At 62.9% G+C, this 25346-nt stretch carries 25 protein-coding genes and 1 pseudogene; 16 read left to right on the top strand and 10 right to left on the bottom strand.

All coding sequences use genetic code 11. The features are described from left to right. Window positions 1-169 precede the first annotated feature (169 nt). Window positions 170-1123, top strand: a complete 954-nt coding sequence (locus BTM36_RS18445) for a Tim44 domain-containing protein (protein WP_006461756.1) — start codon at window positions 170-172, stop codon at window positions 1121-1123. A gap of 263 nt (window positions 1124-1386) precedes the next feature. Here the strand turns inward: BTM36_RS18445 and BTM36_RS29280 are convergent, their stop codons facing one another. From BTM36_RS29280 to BTM36_RS18430, 4 genes are all read right to left on the bottom strand, one after another. Then, complete coding sequence (locus BTM36_RS29280) at window positions 1387-1515, bottom strand: hypothetical protein (protein WP_256385248.1); 129 nt, start codon at window positions 1513-1515, stop codon at window positions 1387-1389. A gap of 2 nt (window positions 1516-1517) precedes the next feature. After that, a complete protein-coding gene (locus BTM36_RS18440; protein ID WP_077237414.1) occupies window positions 1518-2483 on the bottom strand; it encodes an aliphatic sulfonate ABC transporter substrate-binding protein in 966 nt (321 codons plus the stop codon). Window positions 2484-2689: 206 nt separating this feature from the next. Next, complete coding sequence (locus BTM36_RS18435; protein ID WP_006461754.1) at window positions 2690-3295, bottom strand: sensor histidine kinase KdpD; 606 nt, start codon at window positions 3293-3295, stop codon at window positions 2690-2692. 2 nt (window positions 3296-3297) lie between these two features. Then, a complete protein-coding gene (locus tag BTM36_RS18430) occupies window positions 3298-4926 on the bottom strand; it encodes a tetratricopeptide repeat-containing response regulator (RefSeq protein WP_077237413.1) in 1629 nt (542 codons plus the stop codon). 429 nt (window positions 4927-5355) lie between these two features. On the opposite strand from BTM36_RS18430, the gene recA reads away from it, so the two are divergent. The 6 genes from recA (at window position 5356) to BTM36_RS18400 (ending at window position 11469) form a co-directional block, all read left to right on the top strand. Then, window positions 5356-6405 carry a recombinase RecA gene (recA, locus tag BTM36_RS18425; protein ID WP_006461752.1) on the top strand — a complete coding sequence of 350 codons (1050 nt, stop codon included), beginning with the start codon at window positions 5356-5358 and terminating at the stop codon, window positions 6403-6405. A 217-nt stretch (window positions 6406-6622) separates the two neighbouring features. After that, entirely contained in the window at window positions 6623-7087 is a 465-nt protein-coding gene (recX, locus tag BTM36_RS18420) for a recombination regulator RecX (RefSeq protein ID WP_077237412.1), read from the top strand. Window positions 7088-7693: 606 nt separating this feature from the next. Then, complete coding sequence (gene sucC / locus BTM36_RS18415; RefSeq protein ID WP_077237411.1) at window positions 7694-8854, top strand: ADP-forming succinate--CoA ligase subunit beta; 1161 nt, start codon at window positions 7694-7696, stop codon at window positions 8852-8854. Window positions 8855-8955: 101 nt separating this feature from the next. Next, a complete protein-coding gene (sucD, locus tag BTM36_RS18410; RefSeq protein ID WP_006461749.1) occupies window positions 8956-9837 on the top strand; it encodes a succinate--CoA ligase subunit alpha in 882 nt (293 codons plus the stop codon). Between the two features lie 258 nt (window positions 9838-10095). After that, a complete protein-coding gene (locus BTM36_RS18405; RefSeq protein WP_006461748.1) occupies window positions 10096-10812 on the top strand; it encodes a TerC family protein in 717 nt (238 codons plus the stop codon). A gap of 150 nt (window positions 10813-10962) precedes the next feature. Next, window positions 10963-11469, top strand: coding sequence for a pilin (locus BTM36_RS18400; RefSeq protein WP_006461747.1), 507 nt, complete (start codon window positions 10963-10965; stop codon window positions 11467-11469). Between the two features lie 341 nt (window positions 11470-11810). On the opposite strand, the pseudogene BTM36_RS18395 reads toward BTM36_RS18400, so the two are convergent. After that, window positions 11811-12228: pseudogene (locus BTM36_RS18395) on the bottom strand (cyclic pyranopterin monophosphate synthase MoaC). 112 nt (window positions 12229-12340) lie between these two features. On the opposite strand from BTM36_RS18395, the gene BTM36_RS18390 reads away from it, so the two are divergent. Then, window positions 12341-13897, top strand: coding sequence for a M48 family metalloprotease (locus BTM36_RS18390; protein WP_077237474.1), 1557 nt, complete (start codon window positions 12341-12343; stop codon window positions 13895-13897). A gap of 15 nt (window positions 13898-13912) precedes the next feature. Here the strand turns inward: BTM36_RS18390 and BTM36_RS18385 are convergent, their stop codons facing one another. The 5 genes from BTM36_RS18385 to BTM36_RS18365 form a co-directional block, all read right to left on the bottom strand. Then, window positions 13913-14512, bottom strand: coding sequence for a DUF2946 family protein (locus tag BTM36_RS18385; protein WP_077237410.1), 600 nt, complete (start codon window positions 14510-14512; stop codon window positions 13913-13915). After that, a complete protein-coding gene (locus BTM36_RS18380; protein WP_077237409.1) occupies window positions 14505-15497 on the bottom strand; it encodes a YheT family hydrolase in 993 nt (330 codons plus the stop codon). Before BTM36_RS18380 ends, BTM36_RS18385 begins: the two co-directional genes overlap by 8 nt. 62 nt (window positions 15498-15559) lie before the next feature. Continuing rightward, complete coding sequence (locus BTM36_RS18375) at window positions 15560-15994, bottom strand: nuclear transport factor 2 family protein (protein WP_077237408.1); 435 nt, start codon at window positions 15992-15994, stop codon at window positions 15560-15562. Between the two features lie 68 nt (window positions 15995-16062). After that, complete coding sequence (locus tag BTM36_RS18370) at window positions 16063-16263, bottom strand: zinc-finger domain-containing protein (protein WP_006461741.1); 201 nt, start codon at window positions 16261-16263, stop codon at window positions 16063-16065. A gap of 84 nt (window positions 16264-16347) precedes the next feature. After that, the gene (locus BTM36_RS18365; RefSeq protein ID WP_006461740.1) at window positions 16348-17268 is read right to left on the bottom strand and encodes a branched-chain amino acid transaminase; all 921 of its coding nucleotides are present in this window, start codon (window positions 17266-17268) and stop codon (window positions 16348-16350) included. Window positions 17269-17496: 228 nt separating this feature from the next. On the opposite strand from BTM36_RS18365, the gene BTM36_RS18355 reads away from it, so the two are divergent. The 8 genes from BTM36_RS18355 (at window position 17497) to BTM36_RS18320 (ending at window position 25345) form a co-directional block, all read left to right on the top strand. Beyond that, the gene (locus tag BTM36_RS18355) at window positions 17497-18291 is read left to right on the top strand and encodes an AzlC family ABC transporter permease (RefSeq protein WP_077237406.1); all 795 of its coding nucleotides are present in this window, start codon (window positions 17497-17499) and stop codon (window positions 18289-18291) included. Continuing rightward, window positions 18288-18611 (top strand): AzlD domain-containing protein, encoded by a 324-nt coding sequence (locus BTM36_RS18350; protein WP_077237405.1) that lies wholly within the window; start codon window positions 18288-18290, stop codon window positions 18609-18611. Before BTM36_RS18355 ends, BTM36_RS18350 begins: the two co-directional genes overlap by 4 nt. Before the next feature lie 122 nt (window positions 18612-18733). Further along, window positions 18734-19924 (top strand): phosphoglycerate kinase, encoded by a 1191-nt coding sequence (locus BTM36_RS18345; protein WP_077237404.1) that lies wholly within the window; start codon window positions 18734-18736, stop codon window positions 19922-19924. A 198-nt stretch (window positions 19925-20122) separates the two neighbouring features. Continuing rightward, window positions 20123-21556, top strand: a complete 1434-nt coding sequence (pyk, locus tag BTM36_RS18340) for a pyruvate kinase (protein WP_077237403.1) — start codon at window positions 20123-20125, stop codon at window positions 21554-21556. 26 nt (window positions 21557-21582) lie between these two features. Beyond that, on the top strand, window positions 21583-22647 hold the full coding sequence (gene fba / locus BTM36_RS18335) for a class II fructose-bisphosphate aldolase (RefSeq protein WP_006461735.1): 1065 nt from the start codon (window positions 21583-21585) through the stop codon (window positions 22645-22647). 97 nt (window positions 22648-22744) lie between these two features. Then, window positions 22745-23641 (top strand): phosphoribosylaminoimidazolesuccinocarboxamide synthase, encoded by an 897-nt coding sequence (locus BTM36_RS18330; RefSeq protein ID WP_006461734.1) that lies wholly within the window; start codon window positions 22745-22747, stop codon window positions 23639-23641. A gap of 4 nt (window positions 23642-23645) precedes the next feature. Then, window positions 23646-24143: a 5-(carboxyamino)imidazole ribonucleotide mutase gene (gene purE, locus BTM36_RS18325; protein ID WP_077237402.1), complete on the top strand. Its 498-nt coding sequence runs from the start codon at window positions 23646-23648 to the stop codon at window positions 24141-24143. Next, on the top strand, window positions 24140-25345 hold the full coding sequence (locus tag BTM36_RS18320) for a 5-(carboxyamino)imidazole ribonucleotide synthase (protein WP_077237401.1): 1206 nt from the start codon (window positions 24140-24142) through the stop codon (window positions 25343-25345). Before purE ends, BTM36_RS18320 begins: the two co-directional genes overlap by 4 nt. Window position 25346 lies beyond the last annotated feature (1 nt).

Genomic DNA, 25346 nt, shown 5'->3' with positions numbered 1-25346 from the left:
TGCCCTTGAACCCCTGAGGCCACGCGTGCTGCGACTGCAGTGACATGCGCGTTCGCGACCTGCGCCCGCCTGCCTGCGCCGGCGCTGAACCAGCCAGGGTACCTCACCAGTTTTACGAATTACGGCCGATGTGACCGCATCACATCATCAGAATCCTCTAGGAGAAAGCATGAAAAAAGCATTTGTCGCGCTGATAGTGGCGGTGATGACGCTGTCTGTTGGCATTTCGACCGTTGAAGCCAAGCGTCTTGGTGGTGGCGGCTCGATCGGCAAACAGTCCTCCGGCGCCAGCCGTCAGGCGCAGAGTCCTGCCCCGATGCAACAGAACCAGGCCGCTGCCGCCAAGCCGGCCGCCCCTGCCGCCGCACCGGCTGCTGCCGCAGCCAAGCCGAGCATGTGGAAGGGCCTGCTGGGTGGCGCGCTGCTGGGCCTGGGCCTGGGCGCACTGCTGTCGCACTTCGGCCTGGGTGGCGCCCTGGCCAGCATGATCAGCACCATCCTGACCGTGGCCCTGATCGCCCTGGCGATCATGTTCGTGATCCGTCTGTTCCGTCGCAAGCAGGAAGCTTCGCAGCCGACGCCGGCCTGGGCTGGCGCGGCGCCGCAAGCCTCTGACAATGCCTCGGCCACGCCCCAGATCGGCTCGATGTTGAAGACCGGCGAAGCGCCTGCAGCTGCACCGCAAGGTGGTTTCGGTGGCGGTTTCGGCAATGCCGAAGCGGTCCCGGCCTACGGCGTCCCGGCGGGCTTCGACACGGTGGGCTTCGTGCGCAATGCCAAGACCTATTTCATCCGCCTGCAAGCGGCATGGGACAAGGCCGACATCAACGACATCCGTGAATTCACCACGCCCGAAATGTTCGCCGAGCTGCGTCTGCAGATCCAGGAACGCGGCGCTGCTTCCAACCAGACCGATGTGGTCTCTCTGGATGCTGAAGTGCTTGGCGTGGAGACCGTGGGCAATGATTACCTGGCCAGCGTCAAGTTCTTCGGTTTCATCAAGGAAGATCCGACTGCTTCGCCTGCCCAGTTCGCCGAAATCTGGAACCTGTCCAAGCCGGCTGCCGGCCAGGGTGGCTGGGTGCTGGCAGGTATCCAGCAACTGGACCCGGTGTCGGCGTGATCGCATCACGACGGTCCATGAAGTTCATGTAGCAAGTATCAGTTTGAAGTATCAGTTTGGCGCGGAAGGCGGCGGTTAGTGGATGAGCGTCGCCAGTCCGTTTTACCGCCGGCTTTTGCCGGCGGTTTTTTTTTGTGCATTCCACGCCAGTCGTTTTTCAGGAAGTGTTCCGCAAAGACGCTGTTTCCCGTCTTGCGCTGTTTCGTACCGACATCCCATCCTTGCCTTCTGCAAAAAAAAGCACCGCATCAGCGGCGCTCGTTTCATTCATCCCGGCTATCTTGCCTGTGCTTTTCGCGCCGGCGGGCACGTCCTTCCGAAAGCGGAAACAGCAGCGCCACCACAACCAGAAAAGCCAGCAGCAGAAGGGTGATGCGATCCAGGCCGTCCATGGTCAGCCTTGCCCCGGTGTCCAGATCGCGACATCGCTGGTATTGACCTTTCTGGGTAGCAGGCCGGCGGCGAAGAAGGTATCGGCGATACGTTGCTGTTCGCCCAATGCATCCAGCCTGACGGCGCGCACCTCATAGCTGCGCCGGCTGTTGGCCAGGGCGATGGTCTGTGCATCAAGCCCCCAGAGCGGCGCCAGGAAGGCAGCCGTCTGGTCGGGCTGTTGCTTGGCTTGTATCCCTGCCTTCTTCAATTCATCGAACACTACCTGGAGGACATCCGGACGCGCCTGGGCAAAGCTGGCGGAGGCCAGGTAGTAACGCTGATAGTCTGCCACGCCGCGCCCATCGGCCAGAATGCGCACCTGCGACTGCCGCTGCACACCCGCCAGGAAGGGATCCCAGGTCACCCAGGCATCGACGCTGCCACGTTCGAATGCAGCGCGCCCATCGGCTGGCGACAGATAGGCGGCATCGACATCGCTGAATTTCAGGCCCGCCTTTTCCAGGCTGGCGATCAGCAGATAGTGCACGCCGGCAGCCTTGGTCACCGCAATCTTCTTGCCCTTGAGTTCGCTCACCTGGCGCAGCGGCGAATCGGCACGCACGACGATGGCCTGGGCCGATGGCGAGGGTGACTCCTGTGCCACATAGGCCAGCTTGGCCCCGGCCGCCTGGGCGAATACGGGAACCGTATCGGCAACGTCCGCACTGAGGTCGATACCGCCGACATTGAGCGCTTCCAGCAGCGGCAGGCCACTGGTGAACTCGTGCCAGCTGATCTTCGCGCCGGACGGTCCGAGACGCTTTTCCAGTGTGCCATTGGCCTTGATGATGGTCAGCAGGGTGGATGACTTCTGGTAGCCGATGCGGATGGTCTTGTTATCGTTCTGGGCCTGAGCATTCGGCTGCAGCAGCGCACCCAGGCCGAGCGCGGCCGGTGCCAGGCCGAGAAAATGTCTTCGTCGCATGGATTCGTTCTCGTGAGATAGGGAAGGGCGACGCCGCCTGTGAACGACCCGGATGGGGCCATACCCGCGTAGCGGCGCGACAAACCAGCACTCTAAGCACGAAGCCCGGGTGACAGAACGACTATTTTCACACTTGGATATGCGCTTTGCGTATGTGACGCTGGCGCCATGGGTCGATCAGTCGATCGCGCCCTTGCCGACCCGTTTCAGGGCAGGCACAGCTCGAACAGCGCGCCGCCGTCCGGATGATTGGACAGGCGCGCCTCCCCGTGGCGCGTCTCCTTGTTGTGGGCGGTGGCAATCGCATTGCACAGGTCCATGCCCAGGCCGGTCGAGGGCTTCTTTTCCTGGGTGCCGATGCCGGGGCCGTCGTCGCGTACCGTGAAGATCACTCCGCCTTCCGGATGCTTGCGACAGCCGAGCACAATGCGGGTGCGGGCAAAACGCCCGGCATTCTGCAGGGCTGCTTCCAGCGCCAGGGCCACCAGGTGTTCGTCGAAGAAACCGATGACCGGCATATCGCTCTCGTCCACGGTCAGGGCGATCTCGCTGCTGCGGCTGACCGCCTGCTCGCGCGCCAGTGCCTCCAGGAAATCCAGTGGCGAGACCGCCTCGACCTGCGCGCGCAGGCCTTGCGAATCGGCCTTGTACAGCGTCAGGAAGGCGATCAGCTTTTCCTGCAAGGCCAGGCAGGTGACATGGGCTTGCTGGGCGCGTGGCACGTCGTCGGACAGGCGGCGCAATTCCCCCTCCAGCACGCCCAGGGAGTTTTTGATGTCGTGAATGATGATCGCGGCAAGCTTGGGGTCCATGGTCAGCTCTTCGGGGCTACTTTGCTCAGGGTATCGCGCAGGAACTTGTGCATCTTCGCGACTCTATCGTTGCCCGGGATAAGGCGATCCAGCGTGGCCAGGTAACGGCGCACGCGCTTGACGTATTCTTCGTTCCAGCCGCGCTGGCTCATCCACAGCAGATGCAGCTGCGCCGAGGCCAGCAGCACGCCGGTATTCTCGGGCATGCTGGCCAGCGCCTCTTCCAGCTTGGCCAGCGATTCGTCCGGCTTGGCGCTGCGCATGAGGGCGTTGGCTTCGGCGATGATGCTCATGCAATGCTTGACGGCACCGTCGATCAGCTCTTCGGCCAGACCGGCCCGGCCAGTATCGGCAAGCACCTTGCGTGCCAGCATCTGGAGGGTTGTGTTTTCGTGATCGGACTTGATGGCCTCGGCGATCAGCTTGGCGCCTTCCTCGTCCTTGCCCATCGAGAAGGCGGCCTTGGCCAGCGCCAGCGTGGTGGTGTCGGAGGACTCCTTGGCGGCAGCCTGGCGTGCGGTCTCGAACGCCTGCTGGGCCGAGATCGAGTCGCCCAGCTGCACGTAGGCCTGCGCCTGGACAGCGGCCTGCGCCGAGACGAAGATGCTGGATTCCTCGTAGCGGCGCGGGGCGGCTTCCAGCAGGCGCAGCGCGGCGTCGGGGTCGCCACTGTCGACGTGCACCTGCGCCAGCGACAGCAGGTCGGTGGGCTGTGCCGTCAGAGAACCCTTGGTGTGCTTGAGTACCCTGTCATAGGCTTCGCGTGCCTGGTCCAGGTGGCCGCTGCGATAGGCCACATCACCCACCAGGCGACTGCGGCGCGCCGAAGGGATGATTTCGGACGACTTGGTGAGCGCTTCCAGTGCACCTTCCTGGTTGCCCTGTGCTTCGTCGATCTGCGCCAGCAGGTCGTAGGCGGCGATGAACTGCTTGTTCTGCGCCAGCACCTCTTCCACGATGATGCGGGCGTCGTCCATCTGGCCAGCCACGATGTTGCAGCGCGCCAGGCCGATCTTGGCCCACACCAGGTCGTCGCGCATGGCCAGTGCCTGCTTGTAGACTTCGCGGGCTTCGTCGATGCGGCGCTGCTCGATGAGCAGCGTGCCCTTGGTCTTCATGATTTCCACGATCCACTTGGGCGCTGCCTTGAGGACGTTGTCGCATTCCAGGATGGCACCGGAGATGTCCTTGCGCTTCATCTTCTCGGTCACCGGCAGCATGGCGTGCTGCTTTTCCAGCAGGCGGTCCACGCGCTCGGCGATGCGGCTGGCCGTCAGCGGCTTGAGCATGTAGGCGTCCGGCTGGAACTCGGCGGCGCTGGCCACAAGGTTGTAGCCGCTCTCGGCGGTGACCATGATGAACATGCAGGTCGGCGAGAGCATGTTCTGGGTGCGGAAGAACTCCAGCAGTTGCTGGCCGTTGCTTTCCTTGTTCAGGTTGTAGTCGCAGATGATCAGGTCATACGTGCCAGACTGCACGAAACGGATAGCCTCATCCGGCGTGGCGGCCTGGTCCACCTTGGTCACCCCGAGCTGCCCGAGGTGCATGCGGATGTTCTGGCGCATCGTCGGCATGTCGTCGATGACCAGGCAGCGCAGGGCGCTGATATGGCTGAAGGGCACTAAACTCATGAGAACTGTCTGTCTAACGATCTATCGGTCTTGATTGCGGCAGGCGACACCGGATGAGCTGATGTTGCTGCGATGCAATAACTGGCGAGATGACTTGCTGTACGCGTTCATTGACGCATAGCTGACGAATTATTCCTACCAACTCGCGAGTGTGCCGTTTTTTTTCCTTCCATGCATCATTCCTCTTTGAATTTGGACTTCCTCAAGGGTCAGCTCTCTTATAATTGTGGTTTTCGGCCGCCGATTATCGTTGCCTGATAGCGTTTGTGTCTGATGCACACAAAAACGCTTGCACGAAGCACTGTTTTTTTATACAGTATCGCTCTATCGGGGCGGTCATCATCCTCTGCCTCCGGGCAACATCAGCAAGACCGCAAGACTCCCCCCCCCCTGAACCCCTTCTTCACGACATTTTGCCGAGAGAGATTTATGGACGACAAAAAAGCTGCGAACAACTCTGAGAAGAGCAAGGCGCTGGCCGCCGCGTTGGCACAGATTGAAAAGCAGTTTGGCAAGGGCTCGGTGATGCGCATGGAAGACGGCGTCGTCGCCGAGGAAATCCAGGCCGTCTCCACCGGTTCCCTGGGCCTGGACATCGCGCTGGGCATCGGTGGCCTGCCACGTGGCCGCGTCATCGAGATCTACGGTCCGGAGTCCTCCGGCAAGACCACCCTGACCCTGCAATCGATCGCCGAGATGCAGAAGCTGGGCGGCACCTGCGCCTTCATCGACGCCGAGCACGCCCTGGACGTCACCTATGCGCAAAAGCTGGGCGTGAACCTGAACGACCTGCTGATCTCGCAGCCGGACACCGGCGAACAGGCCCTGGAAATCACCGACGCCCTGGTGCGCTCCGGTGCGGTCGACCTGATCGTGGTGGACTCCGTGGCAGCGCTGACGCCCAAGGCCGAAATCGAAGGCGACATGGGCGACTCCTTGCCCGGCCTGCAGGCCCGTCTGATGTCGCAAGCCCTGCGCAAGCTGACCGGCAGCATCAACCGCACCAATACTACTGTCATCTTCATCAACCAGATCCGCATGAAGATCGGCGTCATGTTCGGTAATCCCGAAACCACCACCGGTGGCAATGCGCTGAAGTTCTACGCCTCGGTGCGCCTGGACATCCGTCGTACCGGCTCCATCAAGTCCGGTGACGAAGTCATCGGCAGCGAAACCAAGGTCAAGGTCGTCAAGAACAAGGTTGCACCTCCGTTCCGCGAAGCTCACTTCGACATCCTGTATGGCGAAGGCACTTCCCGCGAAGGCGAAATCCTGGATCTGGGCTCCGAGCACAAGGTCGTGGAGAAGTCCGGCGCCTGGTACAGCTACAACGGCGAGCGCATCGGCCAGGGCAAGGACAACGCCCGTAACTACCTGAAGGAACACCCGGAACTGTCGCGCGAGATCGAGAACAAGGTCCGCGTCGCACTGGGCGTGCCTGAACTGGCAGGTGGCACCGCCGAGGCACCAGCCTCCTGATCCCAAGGTCTTCACGTACCACCATGGCGGCAGGGTTTGCCTGAGCCTTGAGGTCACGGTGGTGCCTGTCCCGCTTCGCCCCCGGCGCCGGTCCGGCCGGGAGTGGAGCTGAAGTACCGGCCGCATCGTTCTGTTGCTGCCTCGTTTCAATACAATACGGTTCCATCGTTTTTTCTTCGTGTTCTTCACCGTCACATCGCCCGTGTAGTCGAACGTCATGCCCAGACCGCCGATCAGCCTGAAAGCACGGGCGCTCAAATATCTCTCTTCACGTGAGCATAGTCGCCTGGAACTTGCGCGTAAGCTTGCCCCTTACGCGCAAGAGGGTGATGACATCGACGCGCTCCTGCAGTGGCTGGAGCAGTCCCGTTTCCTTTCCCAAGAACGATTTTCCGAATCGCTGGTGCATCGCCGCTCGGCCCGTTATGGCAACCAGCGCATCTTTTCCGAGTTGCATGGACACGGCATTGAAGGGGAAGCCATCGCCGAGTTGAAGGCCGACCTGGCAGCAGGAGAGGGCGAGCGCGCCGCGCAGGTCTTGCGCCGCAAATTCAGTGCGCCGCCGGCCGATGCTGAAACTCGGGCCAAGCAGATGCGCTTCCTGCAGCAGCGCGGTTTTTCCCACCGCAGTATCCGCGAAGCCTTGCAGACCGCTTGGAGCGACGAGGAGGAACCGTCGTGAGCAAGGGTGATCCCCTTTCTTGATGCGCTCAGCCGCAGGCCAGGGAGCCATGCGCTCACATCCGGTGGCCCCTCGGATCCCGGGTATTGCCGGCCAGGGACTCTCCACTGCGTTTGCATTTTTCCTTGCCCGGCCGACTTCTTGCCGAGGACTCGAAATACCGCCCAGCTGTCCTGCCATATGGAAAAGCTATCCCTTTCGGGCCGCTGTTAGCGCTACCGGCTAACAGCCCGGCTGGCCTGTGCTAGAATTCGGAAGTTTTTGCTGCGGCGCGCAAGCCTGAGGAGATATCGCGTGTTGCCGGTTTGTCAAAACGGCGCAACGATGCAAGGCCCATGTAGCAGCAGGAATGGATAATGCGGACGCTTCGGCGCAAGCTGGCGCGTTTCGAATATCAGACCAACTAAAGCAGACGGCATGCACATGCCCAATTCTACGAATTCACTAGCAACCCGCGCAGCTCACGCCTGCGCCCGTCTCCGTCCGTCTCCGGATGTGACACCCGCCTGCGGGTTGCTGTCTGCTTTCTCGTCGGCCGGCATGCTGCCGGCTACCGAATTTCAATCCGGCAAGTTTTATTCATTCAGTGTCTAAAGGGAAGCTCCCATGAAAATCCATGAGTATCAGGGTAAAGAAATCCTGCGCCAGTTCGGCGTAACCGTGCCGCGCGGCATTCCTTGCATGTCGGTCGACGAAGTCGAAGCGGCAGCCCAGAAGCTGGGCGGCCCGGTGTGGGTCGTCAAGGCCCAGATCCATGCAGGCGGTCGCGGCAAGGGCGGCGGCGTGAAGGTGGCCAAGTCGATCGAACAGGTCAAGGAATACGCCAACCAGATCATGGGCATGCAACTGATCACCCACCAGACCGGTCCTGAAGGCCAGAAGGTGCGTCGCCTGCTGATCGAAGAAGGCGCCGACATCAAGAAGGAACTGTACGTTTCCCTGGTGACCGACCGCGTTTCGCAAAAGGTCGTGCTGATGGCCTCCAGCGAAGGTGGCATGGACATCGAAGAAGTTGCCCACAGCAACCCGGAAAAGATCCACAACGTCATCATCGACCCGATCGATGGCCTGACCGACGCGCAAGCCGACGACGTGGCCGCCAAGATCGGCGTGCCGGCCGCTTCCATCCTGGAAGCCCGCAAGAACCTGCAAGGCCTGTACAAGGCTTACTGGGAAACCGACGCTTCCCTGGCTGAAATCAACCCCCTGATCCTGACCGGCGACGGCAAGGTCATCGCTCTGGACGCCAAGTTCAACTTCGACTCCAACGCCCTGTACCGTCACCCGGAAATCGTCGCCTACCGCGATCTGGACGAAGAAGATCCGGCTGAAGTCGAAGCCTCCAAGTTCGACCTGGCCTACATCTCCCTGGACGGCAACATCGGTTGCCTGGTCAACGGCGCCGGCCTGGCCATGGCCACCATGGACACCATCAAGCTGTTCGGCGGCGAGCCGGCCAACTTCCTGGACGTGGGCGGCGGTGCCACCACCGAGAAGGTCACCGAAGCCTTCAAGATCATGCTGAAGAACCCCGAACTGAAGGCCATCCTGGTCAACATCTTCGGCGGCATCATGCGCTGTGACGTGATCGCCGAAGGCGTCATCGCTGCTTCCAAGGCTGTCTCGCTGAAGGTGCCTCTGGTGGTCCGCATGAAGGGCACCAACGAAGACCTGGGCAAGAAGCTGTTGGCCGATTCCGGTCTGCCGATCATCTCGGCCGACTCCATGGAAGAAGCCGCACAAAAGGTCGTGGCAGCTGCCAAGTAAGTAACCCAACACGAAAGCCTGCGCGGCGCGAGCCGCCGGCTGCGAGCAATTGCAGCACCGGGCGCCGCCAGCGGCGCAGGCATCACAGTCAAGGAAGAGAAATGTCGATCCTCATCAACAAAGACACCAAGGTCATCACCCAAGGTATCACCGGCAAGACCGGTCAGTTCCACACCCGCATGTGCCGCGACTACGCGAATGGCAAGAATGCCTTCGTCGCCGGCGTGAACCCGAAGAAGGCTGGTGAAGACTTCGAAGGCATCCCCATCTATGCCAACGTCACCGAAGCCAAGAACGCCACCGGCGCCACCGTGTCGGTGATCTACGTGCCGCCCGCCGGCGCTGCTGCCGCCATCTGGGAAGCTGTCGAAGCCGACCTGGACCTGGCCATCTGCATCACCGAAGGCATCCCCGTGCGTGACATGCTGGCCCTGAAGGACCGCATGGCCAAGGCCGGTTCCAAGACCCTGCTGCTGGGCCCGAACTGCCCCGGCCTGATCACCCCGGACGAAATCAAGATCGGCATCATGCCGGGTCACATCCACAAGAAGGGTCGTATCGGTGTGGTTTCCCGCTCCGGCACCCTGACCTATGAAGCCGTGGGTCAGCTGACCGCCCTGGGCCTGGGCCAGTCCTCCGCCGTCGGTATCGGTGGCGACCCGATCAACGGTCTGAAGCACATCGACGTCATGAAGGCCTTCAACGACGATCCGGACACCGACGCCGTCATCATGATCGGTGAAATCGGTGGTCCTGACGAAGCCAACGCTGCGCGCTGGATCAAGGACAACATGAAGAAGCCGGTGGTCGGCTTCATCGCCGGCGTGACCGCGCCCCCGGGCAAGCGCATGGGCCACGCAGGTGCCCTGATCTCCGGTGGTGCTGATACCGCTGAAGCCAAGCTGGCCATCATGGAAGAGTGCGGCATCAAGGTCACCCGCAACCCGTCGGAAATGGGTCGCCTGCTGAAGTCGGTGCTGTAAGATTGCCGGCCGTTTTTCGCCGGTCTCCTCGGAGGCGGGCGAAAGGCAAGCTCAGCCAGACCTGTAGTACACGCAATACCAGCATGGGGAGCTCCGGCTCCCCATGTCGTTTTATGGAAGGCGCGAAGTCTGTCGTGAGGACGGGCGCGCATCGACCAGAGCTAGCACAGAAGGCTGTGACGGCACTAAGCTCGGTGACCGTGGTCATCCTGCCATACGCCGCTTTCTCTGGCGGACACGTTTTCGCAAAGGACAAGCATGGAATTCCTGGCCAACCTGAACTGGGTCGCGGTCGCGCAGATCATCCTGATCGACATCCTGCTCGGTGGCGACAATGCCATCGTAATCGCGCTGGCCTGCCGCAATCTGCCGGACAATCTGCGTATGAAGGGCATTGTCTGGGGTACCGTGGGTGCGATTGGCATCCGCATCGCCCTGATCGCCTTTGCCGTCACCATGTTGCAACTGCCCTTCCTGAAGCTGCTGGGCGGCGTCCTGTTACTGTGGATCGGCATCAAGCTGCTCAACGAGGATGACGAACACACCGACGTCAACGGCAGTGACCGCCTGTGGGGCGCTGTCAAGACCGTGATCGTGGCCGACCTGGTGATGAGCGTGGACAACGTGATCGCCATCGCCAGTGCTGCCGAACAGGCGGCCGGCGAGCACCAGTTGCTGCTGGTGGTGTTCGGCATCGTGGTCAGCATTCCCATCATCGTCTGGGGCAGCACGCTGGTATTGAAGCTGATGGAAAAATTCCCGGTGATCGTCACCCTGGGCGCGGCTCTCCTGGGCTACATCGCCGGTGGCATGATCTTCAGCGACAGCGCCGTGCAGTCCTGGCTGCGGGATTTCATCGCCGATACCGAATTCGTCTTGCCCGGCGCCGCCGTGCATTTGAGCCTGCCCGGCCTGGTGGGCGCCATCGGAGTGGTGCTGACCGGTCTCACGCTCAAGCGCAGGAAGCAGGCGTAGGCCCATCTGGCCCCGGGATGGACCGGTTGGCGATTGACGCAGGTCAGCGCCGGTCCGCTTCAAAACTGTTAGTTTCGCAATTTATTCGCTAGTCGGCCTAGCCAACGCTGCCGATACTGGAAGCGCCCTTATCACCTTCACGAGGAATCCATGAAACCAGTCGTCTCCCGTCGCGCTCAACGCGGCTTTACCCTGCTTGAACTGATGGTCACGCTGGCCATCATCGGCATTCTCGCCATGCTGGGCGCTTCGCAATACCAGGACTACATCGCCCGCGCGCGCGTGGCCGAAGGCTTCAACCTGGCCGAGCCGTACAAGCTGGCCGTGACCGAACAGATCAGCTCCAACAACGGCGTCTTCACCGTGGCGCAACTGGGCCTGCCGACCTTCACGCCCACCGACAACGTGAGCAAGATCGACGTCTCGCCGATGGAAAAGCGCGGCGTGGGCGGCGTCATCACCATCACCTACAGCGCACGCGTGGGTGAGGGCGGTACGCTCACGCTGACCCCGACCATCAGCTCCGGCACCATCCAGTGGCAGTGCGCCGCCAAGGATGTGAAGCAGGCCGCCACGCCGGAAGGTGCCACTGCCAACACCGGCTTTGCCGCCGGCTCCCTGCCGGCCAAGTACGCACCGGCCAACTGCCGCGGTTGATCCGCTGCCTGGTCTGACATGCCAAGAAAAAAACGCGCCGTCAGGCGTAATGCCGTTCAGTTAAGCTTGTTACCAGCCCGAAAACCTGCTCAGACTTTGCTTGCGCCACCGCTGACCGTTCGTCCTGAGTAGCGGCGTAGCCGCGTATCGAAGGCCCGCCACAAGCTGAGCAGCGCCTTCGATACGGCCCTAAAGGGCCTACTCAGTCCGAACGGTTTCAAATGGCTTGAAGAGAACCAAGCAAAATCGCCGCGCCAAAGTCATCTGGCGCGGCGATTTTTTCTTAACTGAACGGCATTACGCCGTCAGGCGCGTTTTTCATTTCAGGGAGCCGTGGCGCTTCAGGGCCGCGCCATCGTGATATCGCTCTTGCCGCCGCGCTTCTCGGTCACGCAGATGTCAGTCATGACCATGGTCTTGTCGACTGCCTTGCACATGTCGTAGACCGTCAGCAGACCCACCTGCACGGCGGTCAATGCCTCCATTTCCACACCGGTCTTGCCGAAGGTTTCCACACGTGCGGTGCAACGCACGGAAGCGCTGCCGGCGTCGGTCTCGAACTCCACCGAGACATGCGTCAGTGCCAGTGGATGGCAAAGGGGGATCAGGTAGCGTGGCTGGCTGCATGCGGATCACGCCAGTGGCCAGGGCCACCCGGTGGGTCTCGTGCTTGCCGCCGACATCGACCATGTGCGCCTGTCCGCCCTGGTCGAAGTGAGTGAGGCCGCCGTTGGGCGCGTGTTCGCCGGATGTGTTCATGCTGATTCGCTCTAGGTGAAATGGAGGGAAAGGAGCGGGTATCATAGCAGCCAGCCCGCAGCCCGCGCTGCTCCGACTTCCACGCCAGCCCTGACCGTTACCGATGTCGTCCATGCCACCCACCGTTTCCGATGTGTCCCGCCGTTTCCGTCTCCCCGCGCGCCGGCTGCTGGCCCGCTATCTGAGTGCGGCCTTGCTGCTGCTGCCGGCGGCGCCCTTGACCCTGCTACCCCATCCGGGCGTGGCCCAGGGATTGCCCACGCTGGGCGATACCGAACGCGAAGGTCTTTCGCCGCTGATGGAGCGCAAGCTGGGTGAGGAAATCATGCGTGACATCCGGACCGACCGCGACTATGTCGACGACGGCCCGATTTCGGAATACCTCAATAACTTCGGCCAGAACTTGGTCTCCATCCACCCCGAGGTGAGGGGCGAAGCCGGTTTCGATTTCCAGTTCTTCATGGTGCGCGATCCCATGCTGAACGCCTTCGCGCTGCCGGGCGGCTTCATCGGTGTCAATAGCGGGCTGGTGCTGGCCGCGCAATCGGAGTCCGAACTGGCCGGCGTGATGTCGCACGAAATCGGTCACGTGGCGCAGCGCCATATTGCCCGCATGCTGGGCCAGCAGAAGCAGAACTCGATGATCCAGCTGGCCGCCATCGTGCTGGGCGCATTGGCCGGAGTGTCCAAGGCCGGGGGCGATGCGGCGATGGCCACCATGATGGGCGGTACCGGCCTGGCCGTGCAGCGCCAGCTCAACTTCAGCCGCGACGCCGAGCGCGAGGCCGACCGCATCGGCCTGCAGATCATGCGTGATGGCGGCTTCGATCCTTCCGGCATGGTCACCTTCTTCGGTCGTCTGCAGGCGGCCTCGCGCAACTACACCGATGCCGTGCCGCCTTACCTGATGACGCACCCGCTGACCACCGACCGTATCGCCGACATCGAAGCCCGCATCCGCGACCAGCGCTACAAGCAGCGTGTGGACAATCCCGAATTCCAGCTGGTGCGGGCGCGCACTCAGGTGCTGCAGAACGACAGCGTGCAGGGCCTGCGCGACAATGTGCAGAAATTCACCGACCAGGCCAAGCAGAACACCAAGTTGCAGACCGCCGCCGCCAAGTACGGGCTGGCCTACACCTACTACCGCCAGAACCGCTTCGACCAGGCCGAGACCGCCTTGAAGGAAGCCCAGGAAGCTGCCATCCCGATGAAGACCGGCATCATGTTCGGCAGCCTCGACATCGATATCAAGATCGCCCGCAAGCAGGCCCCGCAGGCGCTGCAACTGGCCGACCGCCTGCGCCAGCAGTTCCCGATTTCACGCACCATCGCGCGCCAGTATGCCGATGCCCTGATCGCCGCCCGGCGCTACGACGAGGCCGTCGCCTACCTGCGCGACCAGGCCCAGCTCTACCGTGCCGATGCCCAGGTCCAGCAGTTGCTGGCCAAGGTCTACGCGGCCCAGGGCAAGCAGGCCTTGCAGCACATGGCGCTGGCTGAATCGTATGCGCTCAATGGCAGCCTGCTGGCGGCCATCGATCAGTTGGGGATTGCGCGCAAGGCGCCCGATGCCACCTTCTACGACCAGTCGCAGATCGACGCGCGCGAGCGTGAATGGAAGGCGCGCTGGAAAGATGAACAGAAAGACATGAAGGAGCGTGGCTAGCCGCGACACACGGCCCTAGTCCTGGCGCGGGCGGCTGACGAAGCTGAAGCGTTGTTCCAGCTGGCTGCCAGCCACGCGCTGCAGCGGGAGCGATTGGCCTCCCAGCTTGAAACGGGGCGCGGCCTCGTCGGCCCCTTCCAGCCAGCGCATCAGGGCATCCTCATCCGCATCGTCCATCTGCAGGCAGGGCAACAGATGCGCCAGGTCGCGATCATCGACGCCGGCAATCAGCTCACCGGCACGCAGATAGAGCCGACCGGCTTCATCCATCCAGGCGGCTGTCGCCACATCGACTGCGATCCCCGTATGCAGCACCAGTGACAGGTTGCCCTGTGCGTCCGGCTGGGTGCGCAGGATGTGCGGCATCCATTCCAGATCCACATAGACCCGCTGCGGCCCGTTCTGGAAATACCAGCGGCCGGCCGCATCGCTGGCGTAATTGCGGTCGATGAAGGCCAGCAGGGCAGGGTGGCGGATCAGGTCGCCCGGCAAGTCCAGCTGTTGCGCGCGCTCGTCGCGCATGCGCCAGCCGCCTCGTGCATCCAGCCGCAGCCAGCCGAAGCAATGAGGCACGTTGGGCCAGCGGGCCATGGCCTGCTGCACGATCTCATCCATGGGCCAGCTCCGTAGGGGCCGGGAAGGCGCTCTCCGACTTGCCCTCCAGGAAATGCAGCAAGCGGCGCGGCAGCCACGCCAGGTTGCCGGGCGGGCCGCCGGCGGCAAAGCCGACATGGCCGCCTTGCTCCGGGTATTCCAGCACCACTTCCGGCGCGGCCGAGCGGGGCAGGTGGCGCGCCGGCAGGAAGGGATCATTCTGCGCATTCAGGACCAGTGTGGGCACGCTGATGTCGTTGAGGATGTGCTTGGCGCTGGCGCGGTCCCAGTAATCCTCGGTATTGCGGTAGCCGTGCAGGGGGGCGGTGACGATGTTGTCGAAGGCGTACAGGTCGCGGGCCGACAGCAGCGCTTCGCGATCAAACAGGCCCGGGAACTGGTCCAGCTTGGCCAGGCACTTGGGCCGCATGGTGCGCAGGAAAACCCAGGTATAGAGCCGGTTGAAACCCGACGCCAGTGCCGCGCCGCCACCCGCCAGGTCCAGCGGCGCCGACACCGCGCAGGCAGCATCGACGATCTCGGCCTGGTGCTGTGATTCCCCCAGCCAGCGCAGCAGTGCATTGGCGCCCAGCGAGACCCCGCTGGCATACAGGTGGGTCGCCGCCAGGTCCTGCTGGCGCAGTTTCATGCGGCGGATGATCCAGTCCAGTTCCGCCGTGTCGCCGGAATGATAGAAACGCGGCGCCAGGTTGATCTCGCCGGAACACCCGCGAAAATGCGGAATCGCCCCATGCCAGCCGCGCCGTTGGACCTCGGCCATCAGGGCGCGGCTGTAGTGGCTGTCCGAGGAGCCTTCCAGCCCGTGGAACAGTACCAGCAGCGGACGTCCCGGCTGGCCATCGACGAAATCGATATCGACGAAGTCGCCGTCCGGCGCTTCCCAGCGCTCACGCCGGTAGCGCACGGCCGGCTTGGGCAGGAAGGTCGAGGGATAGATGGTCTGCAGATGACCGCCGGGAAGCCAGCGGGGCGGGATGTAAAGCATGATGCGGCCTTGCTCGTGTTCGATGCTGCCTGTGGAGGATAGAAAACGGAAAACGGCCGCACTCAGTGCAGCATGGCTGCGCTGACGACGGCTTCCACCGGCGCTGCGCCCGGGGCGACCGAGGCGTGGTGCATCACCAGGCGCCAGCCCAGCGCGGTCTTGAGGTAGACATTGGTGGCGATGACGTGCACATCGGGCGGGCCTTCGCCGCCGTGGTCGATTTCTTCCACCACGCTGTGCACCGAGGTCATCATGTTCTGCGACACGTGCAGCTGGCGTGGCCGGATATGCAGGCCGCCGTTGGAGAGGATGTCTTCCCACACGGCGCGGATATCCGCGTGGCCCACCAGGCGTTGTGCGCCGGGGTGGATGCAGACGATTTCCTCGTCATCGGCCCACAGGTCCATCAGCGCCTCCAGGTCGGCGCGGGCGAGGGCGTCGTAGTAGGCGGCCTCGATTTCATCGGGCGAGCCATGGATCAGTTTGGTGCGCGGCATGACAAATCTCCGGATCAGATGAAAAGAGGGCCTTGTGGGCCCTCTCGTGTCTGGCTTGAAACTTCTGCTCAGTGGCCCTTGACCACGGTGCCCGGTTTCAACTGGTACTGGGTACCGCAGTATGGGCATTTGGCCGCGCCGTGCGCGTCCAGTTCCAGGAACACGCGCGGGTGCGAATTCCAGGCGGTCATGCCGGGGCTGGGGCAGTGGGCTGGCAGGTCCTTGCCTTCGAGCAGGACCACGCCCTGCGATGCTTGAGCTTGGCTCATCTTGTTCTCCGTTGCTTGCGATTGACTGTTGAAACGTTAAGGTCGGGTGTTGCGAATCGATATTCTGGCGGCCGCCGCTGCCATTTACACCAGCGTGAGCCAGTGCTTGTACTGCGGTGCCCGGCCGGCCACCACGTCGAAGAACAGGGTCTGCAGCTTCTCGGTGATGGGGCCACGGCCGCCATTGCCGATGACGCGGCGATCCAGTTCGCGGATCGGCGTGACTTCGGCGGCGGTGCCGGTGAAGAAGGCTTCATCGGCGCAATACATCTCGTCGCGGGTGATGCGCTTCTCGATGACTTCGATGCCCAGGTCGCGCGCCATGGTCAGCACGGCGTCGCGGGTGATGCCATCCAGGCAGGAGGCCAGGTCGGGAGTATAGAGCTTGCCGTTCTTGACGATGAAGACATTTTCGCCAGAACCTTCCGAGACATAGCCCTCGGTGTCCAGCAGCAGGGCTTCGTCGTAGCCGTCGGCCAGTGCTTCCTGGTTGGCCAGGATGGAATTGATGTAATAACCGCAGGCCTTGGCGCGCACCAGCGACACATTCACGTGGTGGCGAGTGAAGGAAGAGGTCTTCACGCGGATGCCCTTGCTGATGCCGTCTTCGCCCAGGTAGGCGCCCCACGGCCAGGCGGCGATGGCCACGTGGATCTTGTTGCCCTTGGCGGACACGCCCAGTTTTTCCGAGCCGATCCAGATCAGCGGGCGGATGTAGCAGGATTCCAGCTGGTTTTCGCGCACCACCTGGCATTGCGCCTGGGCCAGCGTTTCCTGGTCGAACGGTACTTCCATCTGGAAGATCTTGGCCGAGTTGAACAGGCGCTGGGTGTGTTCCTTCAGGCGGAAGATGGCCGTGCCCTCGGCCGTCTTGTAGGCGCGTACGCCCTCGAAGACGCCCATGCCGTAATGCAGCGTGTGGGTCAGTACGTGGACGGTGGCGTCGCGCCAGTCGACCAGCTCGCCGTCTTTCCAGATCTTGCCGTCGCGGTCAGCCATGGACATGGTCATCTCCCTGTATGCGGTGATTGCAGAAAATGCAGAATGTGCAGAAAGCGAAAATTCGGTATGAAACGCCCGGCGCGGACGAACCGGCCAAGGAACTGCATTTTAGCGGATTCACGCGAGCAAAAACTTTCATCTGTAGAATGAAAGACCTGAGTGAAAATGCACACATCGTCACATGCACCGGCATTCCCGGCCGGCGCATCCAATACGCGTAACGGAACAACAATGCAGAAGGAGACAGGCGAGCAGGGATCAGGATCGGCAGGCCAGCCAGCGCCGCACGACCCCGCCACCGCCCGCCGCATCGAGAAGGACGCCTTCCAGGAAGGCTGGCGCGCCAGTGCCTCGACCATACCGGCCGTGCTGGCCTGGGGCGTGGTCTCGGGCATGGCCATGGTCAAGTCGGGGATGAGCATCTTCCAGTCGCTGGGCATGAGCCTGCTGGTCTATGCCGGCTCGGCCCAGTTCGCCGTACTGCCCTTGCTGGCGACCGGCGTGCCGCTGCTGGTGGTGTTCTTCACGGCCATGATCGTCAACCTGCGCTTTGTCATCTTCTCGGCCGCCGTGGCGCCGCATTTCGAGCACCTGCCCTGGTATCGCCGGGTGTGGTACGGCTTCTTCAACGGCGATATCTCGATGGCCTTCTTCCCGCAGCGCTTTCCCCCCTCGACCTTCGGTCAACCTGCGGGCAAGATCGGGTATTTTGCTGCGATCTGCTATCCGGGCTGGGTGGCCTGGCAACTCGGGGCCACCATTGGCATCCTGCTGGCCAGCCAGATTCCGGAGAGCTGGAACATCGGCTTCGCCGGCACCCTGGCACTCATTGCCATCATGATCCCCATGACCAGCAGCCTGCCGGCCCTGGCCGGGGTGGTGGTCTCCGGCACGGTGGCGGTGCTGGCGCTGGAGCTGCCCTACCGTCTGGGTCTGCTGCTGGCCATGGTGCTGGGGATGAGCGCGGCCATGCTAGCCGACAAGTTGCTTCCGGGAAAAGAAAAGGACGAGGGGGCGGCCGCATGAGTGAATGGTATGTGTGGGGCGCCATCGTCCTGATGACCGTGTCCACCCTGGTCACGCGCAGCGGCTTTTTCCTGTTCGGCCACGCGGTCAAGCTGCCGCCGCGGCTGAAGCACGCCCTGAGCTATGCCCCGGCGGCGGCCATGGCGGCCATCATCTTCCCCGATCTGGTCAGCGCGCACGGAGTCCTTGACCTGAGCCTGGGCAATCCCAAGTTGCTGGCCGGCATCGGTGGCGCCATCTTCTTTGCCGCAACGCGTCATCTTCTGGGAACTATTGTGGCGGGAATGTCACTCTTTACACTGTTGCGTTGGTTCATGTGAATTTTTACGCACACCAGCCTGAAGCGCCCGGGATCTTGTCCGGGCTGGCAAAAAGCCGTCAGGAGCGGGTCAGGCTGGAGTAAAATACGACGTTTTTCGCCCCCTTCTTCGAATTCCTACCTATGAAATTCAACCGACTGAGCGATCTGGTTTCTGCCAATCAACTGCAAGGCAAACGCGTCTTCATCCGTGCCGATCTGAACGTGCCGCAGGATGATGCCGGCAATATCACCGAAGATACCCGCATCCGCGCTTCGGTGCCCGCCATCCGCGAAGCCCAGAAGGCAGGCGCTGCAGTGATGGTGACGTCACATCTGGGTCGCCCCACCGAAGGCGAGTTCAAGCCCGAGGATTCGCTGGCCCCTGTGGCCAAGCGCCTGTCCGAGCTGCTGGGCAGCGAGGTCAAGCTGGTGGCCAACTGGGTCGACGGCGTGGACGTCCAGCCGGGCCAGGTGGTGCTGCTGGAAAATTGCCGCCTGAACAAGGGCGAAAAGAAGAACAGTGACGAGCTGGCGCAAAAGATCGCCAAGCTCTGCGATGTCTACGTCAACGATGCCTTCGGCACCGCGCACCGCGCCGAAGCCACCACGCACGGCGTGGCCAAGTTCGCGCCGGTGGCCTGTGCCGGTCCGCTGCTGGCGGCCGAGCTGGATGCCCTGGGCAAGGCCCTGAACCAGCCGGCCCGTCCGCTGGTGGCCATCGTGGCCGGTTCCAAGGTTTCCACCAAGCTGACCATCCTCAAGACCCTGGCCGAGAAGGTCGACAACCTCATCGTCGGTGGCGGTATTGCCAATACCTTCATGCTGGCCGCCGGTCTGAAGATCGGCAAGTCGCTGGCCGAGCCGGACCTGGTGGATGACGCCAAGGCCATCATCGATCTGATGGCCAAGCGCGGCGCCTCGGTGCCCATCCCCACCGACGTCGTGGTCGGCAAGGAATTCTCGCCGACCGCCGCGGCCACCGTGAAGGCGGCCGAGGATGTTGCCGACGACGACATGATCTTCGACATCGGTCCCCAGACCGCTGCCCTGCTGGCCGAGCAACTGGGTCGTGCCGGCACCATCGTCTGGAACGGCCCGGTGGGCGTGTTCGAGTTCGACCAGTTCGGCCGTGGCACCGAGACCCTGGCGCGCGCCATTGCCGCTTCGCCGGGCTTCTCGATTGCCGGTGGTGGCGACACCCTGGCAGCCATCGCCAAGTACCACATCGCCGACAAGGTCGGCTACATCTCCACCGGTGGCGGCGCCTTCCTGGAATTCCTGGAAGGCAAGACCCTGCCTGCGGTCGAGATCCTGCTGCAACGCGCGCAGTAAGCAAGACCGGCGCCGTACCCCGCTGCCGGGTGCGGCGTCTCGTGGTCCCATCCGGGGCCATCCGAATTCTGAGTCTGTAGCATCACCAACGAGGACGCGTCCGAGACGCGCGTCCGGGGCGGAAGCGATCCGCCTGATCGGCCCTGCATCGGGCCGGGCAGCGGGCTTCTATCACCAAGTCGCAACCAGAAGGTATTCATGTCCAGAGCAACAAAAATCGTCGCCACCATCGGCCCCGCTTCCAGCGACCGCGAGACCCTGACCCGCATGATCCGCGCCGGCGTGGATGTGGTGCGCCTGAACTTCTCGCACGGCAAGCCGCAGGATCACATCGACCGCGCCACCCTGGTGCGTGAAGTGGCCGACGAATGCGGCAAGAAGGTCGCCATCATGGCCGACCTGCAGGGTCCCAAGATCCGCGTGGGCAAGTTCGAGAATGGCAAGATCATGCTGGCCAACGGCGACAAGTTCATCCTCGATTCCGACTGCCAGATGGGCAACCAGGAGCGCGTGGGCCTGGACTACAAGGCACTGCCGCGTGACCTCAAGGGCAATGACGTTCTGCTGTTGAACGATGGCCTGATCGTGCTCAAGGTCGAGCGCGTGATGGGCAATGAAATCCATACCGTGGTCAAGATCGGCGGCGAACTGTCCAACAACAAGGGCATCAACCGCCAGGGTGGCGGCCTGTCGGCGCCCGCGCTGACGGCCAAGGACATGGACGACATCAAGACTGCCATGAGCTTCCAGGCCGACTACGTGGCCGTGTCCTTCCCCAAGAACGCCACCGACATGGAGATGGCACGCCAGCTGTCCAACGTGGCCGGCGAACCCTTCGACCACAAGCCGATGATGATCGCCAAGATCGAACGCGCCGAAGCGATCCCGCTGCTGCAGGAAATCCTGGATGCCTCTGACGGCATCATGGTGGCCCGCGGCGACCTGGCCGTGGAAGTGGGCAATGCCGCCGTGCCGGGCCTGCAGAAGCGCATGATCAAGATGGCGCGCGCCTCCAACAAGCTGACCATCACCGCGACCCAGATGATGGAGTCCATGATCGTCAATGCCGTGCCGACCCGCGCGGAAGTCTCCGACGTCGCCAACGCCGTGCTGGATGGCACCGATGCCGTGATGACCTCGGCCGAGACCGCCTCCGGCAAGTACCCGGTGGAAACCGTGGAAGCCATGCATGCCATCTGCCTGGAAGCCGAGCGCTCCGACAATGTGCAACTGGACGCGGACTTCCTGAACCTGCGCTTCACCCGCGTGGACCAGTCGATCGCCTATGGCGCACTGTTCACCGCGCACCACCTGCGCGTGAAGGCCATTGCAGCGCTTACCGAATCCGGTTCGACTGCCCTGTGGATGAGCCGGCACAACATCGATATCCCGATCTTCGCGATCACCCCCAATGTCGCCACGCGCCGCAAGGCCTCGCTGTTCCGCAACGTGCATACGCTGGAACTGGCCCAGGCGCCCGACACCGAAGCCATGTTGAAGGGCGCCCAGGATCTGCTGCTGGCGCAAGGCGTGGTGCAGAAGGGTGATCTTATCGTCGTGACCTGGGGCGAGCCCATCGGCCAGGTCGGCGGCACCAACGCGCTGAAGATTCTGCGCGTTGGCGAGTACTGATTTTTCATCGTTCTGGAGTTTTCATCATGCCTCTCGTATCCATGCGTCAACTGCTGGACCACGCCGCCGAAAACGGTTACGGCCTGCCGGCCTTCAACGTCAACAACCTGGAGCAGGTCACTGCCATCATGGAAGCCGCCAATGAAGTCGGCGCGCCCGTGATCATGCAAGCCTCTGCCGGTGCCCGCAAATACGCTGGCGAAGCCTTCCTGCGCCACCTGATCTCGGCGGCCGTGGAAGCCTATCCGCACATCCCCGTGGTGATGCACCAGGATCACGGCCAGTCCCCGGCCGTGTGCATGGCCGCCATCAAGTCCGGTTTCTCTTCCGTGATGATGGATGGCTCGCTGGAAGCCGACGGCAAGACGGTGGCCAGCTACGAGTACAACGTCGAAGTCTCGCGCAAGGTGGTCGAGTTTTCGCACGCCATCGGCGTGACCGTCGAAGCCGAACTGGGTGTGCTGGGTTCGCTGGAAACCATGAAGGGTGACAAGGAAGACGGCCACGGCGCCGACGGCACCATGACCCGCGAACAGCTGCTGACCGACGTCAACCAGGCCGCCGACTTCGTCAAGGCCACCCAGTGCGACGCGCTGGCCATTGCCATCGGTACTTCGCACGGTGCCTACAAGTTCTCGCGCAAGCCCACCGGCGACATCCTGGCCATCGACCGCATCAAGGAAATCCACGCCCGCATCCCCAACACCCACCTGGTGATGCACGGTTCCTCGTCCGTGCCGCAGGAACTGCTGGCCGAGATCCGCGAATTCGGCGGCGACATGAAGGAAACCTATGGCGTGCCGGTCGAAGAGATCCAGGAAGGCATCAAGCACGGCGTGCGCAAGATCAACATCGACACCGACATCCGCCTGGCCATGACCGGTGCGATCCGTCGCTACCTGTTCGAGAACCCGTCCAAGTTCGACCCGCGTGACTACCTGAAGCCGGCCCGCGAAGCCGCCAAGCTGGTCTGCAAGGCACGCTTCCTGTCCTTCGGTTGCGAAGGCCAGGCTGGCAAGATCAAGCCGGTCTCGCTGGAAAAGATCGCCGAGAAGTACAAGAGCGGCGAACTGGCGCAGATCGTCCAGTAAGCGCTGAGCAGCGCTGAGCAATCAAGCGCCGGCACTAACCGACCGGAATCGCCCTGAACATGGCGGTTCCGGTTTTTGACTTTACGAAAAGACCATCATGAGCAGTCTGTACAAATCCTCGATCACTTCCCTGCCTCTGCTGGGCACCGGCAAGGTCCGCGAAAACTACGCCGTCGGCGACGACAAGCTGTTGATCGTGACCACCGATCGCCTGTCGGCCTTCGATGTCATCATGAACGAACCGATCCCGGGCAAGGGCAAGGTCTTGAACCAGATGAGCGATTTCTGGTTCGAGAAACTCGGCCACATCGTGCCCAACCACCTGACCGGCGTCGATCCGGAATCCGTGGTGAGCCCGGCCGAAGTGGAACAGGTGCGCGGACGCGCCGTGGTGGCCAAGCGCCTGAAGCCCATCCTGGTGGAAGCCGTGGTGCGTGGCTACATCATCGGTTCCGGCTGGAAGGACTACCAGGCCACCGGCGCGATCTGCGGCATCCAGCTGCCGGCCGGCCTGCAACAGGCCTCCAAGCTGGAACAGCCGATCTTCACCCCGGCCGCCAAGGCCGACCTGGGCGAACATGACGAAAACATCAGCTTCGAGGAAACCGAGAAGCGCATCGGCACCGAGCTGGCGCACAAGATCCGCGACGTCGCCATCCAGCTCTACAAGGAAGCCGCCGACTACGCCGCCACCCGCGGCATCATCATCGCCGACACCAAGTTCGAGTTCGGCCTGGATGACAACGGCGTGCTGCACCTGATGGATGAAGTGCTGACCGCCGACTCCTCGCGCTTCTGGCCGGCCGACAGCTACCAGGTCGGTATCTCGCCGCCGTCCTTCGACAAGCAGTTCGTGCGCGACTACCTGGAAACCGTCGATGGCTGGCAAAAGACCCCGCCGGCGCCGCCGCTGCCGGCCGACGTCATCGAAAAGACCGGCGCCAAGTACCGCGAAGCGCTGGAACGCCTGACCGGCAACAAGCTGAAGGACTGAGATCATGAGCGATACCGTCAAGCCCCTGGTGGGTGTGGTCATGGGTTCGTCCTCGGACTGGGAGGTGATGCAGAATGCGGTCGCCATCCTGAAGGACTTCGGCGTCCCGTTCGAAGCGCAGGTGATTTCCGCGCACCGCATGCCGGACCAGATGTTTGCCTATGCCGAGAGCGCCCGCGCGCGCGGCCTGCGCGCCATCATCGCCGGTGCCGGTGGTGCTGCCCACCTGCCGGGCATGATCGCCGCCAAGACCATCGTGCCGGTGCTGGGCGTGCCGGTGCCGTCCAAGTATCTGCGTGGCGAAGATTCGCTGTTGTCCATCGTGCAGATGCCCAAGGGCATTCCGGTGGCGACCTATGCCATCGGCGAAGCCGGTGCCGCCAATGCGGCCCTGTCGGCCATCGCCATGCTGGCCACCACCGATGCGGCGCTGGCTGAGAAGCTGGAAGCCTTCCGCAAGACCCAGACGCAAGTCGCTCTCGATATGAAGTTGCCTGTATGACCCAGCAGTCCGCACCCTCGCTTAGCCCTGCCGTTCCCTCGACCACCCCGGCCACCTGGTTGGGCGTGATGGGAGGCGGCCAGTTGGGGCGTATGTTCGCGCATGCCGCGCAGAGCATGGGCTTCAAGGTCGCCGTGCTGGAAGCCGATGCCGACTGTCCGGCCGGCCAAGTGGCGGACCGCCTGATCAACGCCGCCTACGACAACGGTCCGGCGCTGGCCGAGCTGGGTGCGCTGTGCGCTGCGGTCACCACCGAATTCGAGAATGTCTCGGCCAAGAGCCTGGCGACGTTGGCGGCCCAGACCTTCGTGGCACCGGCGGCCTCGGGCGTGTCGATCGCCCAGGACCGCACGGCCGAGAAGGCTTTCTTCACCGAATGCGGATCGCGTTCCGGCGTACTGCCGGCCCCGCACCTGGTGATCAATACCGAAGCCGACATCGACGGTCTCGATGCGAACCTGCTGCCCGGCATCCTCAAGACCGCCCGCATGGGCTATGACGGTAAGGGCCAGGTGCGCGTGCGCAGTGTCGAGGAAGTGCGCACGGCCTTCGCCGCCATGAAAGGCGTGACCTGCGTGCTGGAAAAGATGCTGCCGCTGGCCTATGAAGTTTCCGTGCTGGTGGCGCGGGGGCATGATGGCCAGGCCGTGGTCTATCCGATCGCCGAGAACGTGCATCGCGATGGCATCCTCTTCACCACCACCGTCCCCGGTCCCAACATCAAGCCGGATGCCGCCGAGCGCGCGCAGCAGGCAGCGTTGCAGATCATCGGCGCGATGCAGTACGTGGGTGTGTTGTGCATCGAATTCTTCGTGCTGGAGGATGGCGCGCTGGTGGTCAACGAAATGGCGCCGCGTCCGCACAACAGCGGCCACTACACCATCGATGCCTGCGTCACCAGCCAGTTCGAACAGCAAGCCCGCGCCATGGCGCAATTGCCGCTGGGCGATACGCGCCAGCATTCGCCCTCGGTCATGCTCAACATCCTGGGTGACGTCTGGTATGAAGGCGATGGCGACAGCCAGCGCGAACCGGCCTGGGACCAGGTCCTGGCGTTGCCCGGTGCGCACCTGCACCTGTACGGCAAGGCCGAGGCGCGACGCGGTCGCAAGATGGGTCATGTCACCTTCACCGGTGCCACCCTGGAAGATGCGCAGCAGCAGTTGGCTGCGGCCTGCGGCATCCTGAGCATCCCACTGTAAG

This window comes from Herbaspirillum sp. VT-16-41, assembly GCF_001994935.1.
GTDB classification, from domain to species: domain Bacteria; phylum Pseudomonadota; class Gammaproteobacteria; order Burkholderiales; family Burkholderiaceae_D; genus Herbaspirillum; species Herbaspirillum frisingense.
The sequence above is the reverse complement of the archived record's forward strand: the minus strand, read 5'-3'. Positions and strand labels throughout refer to the sequence as shown.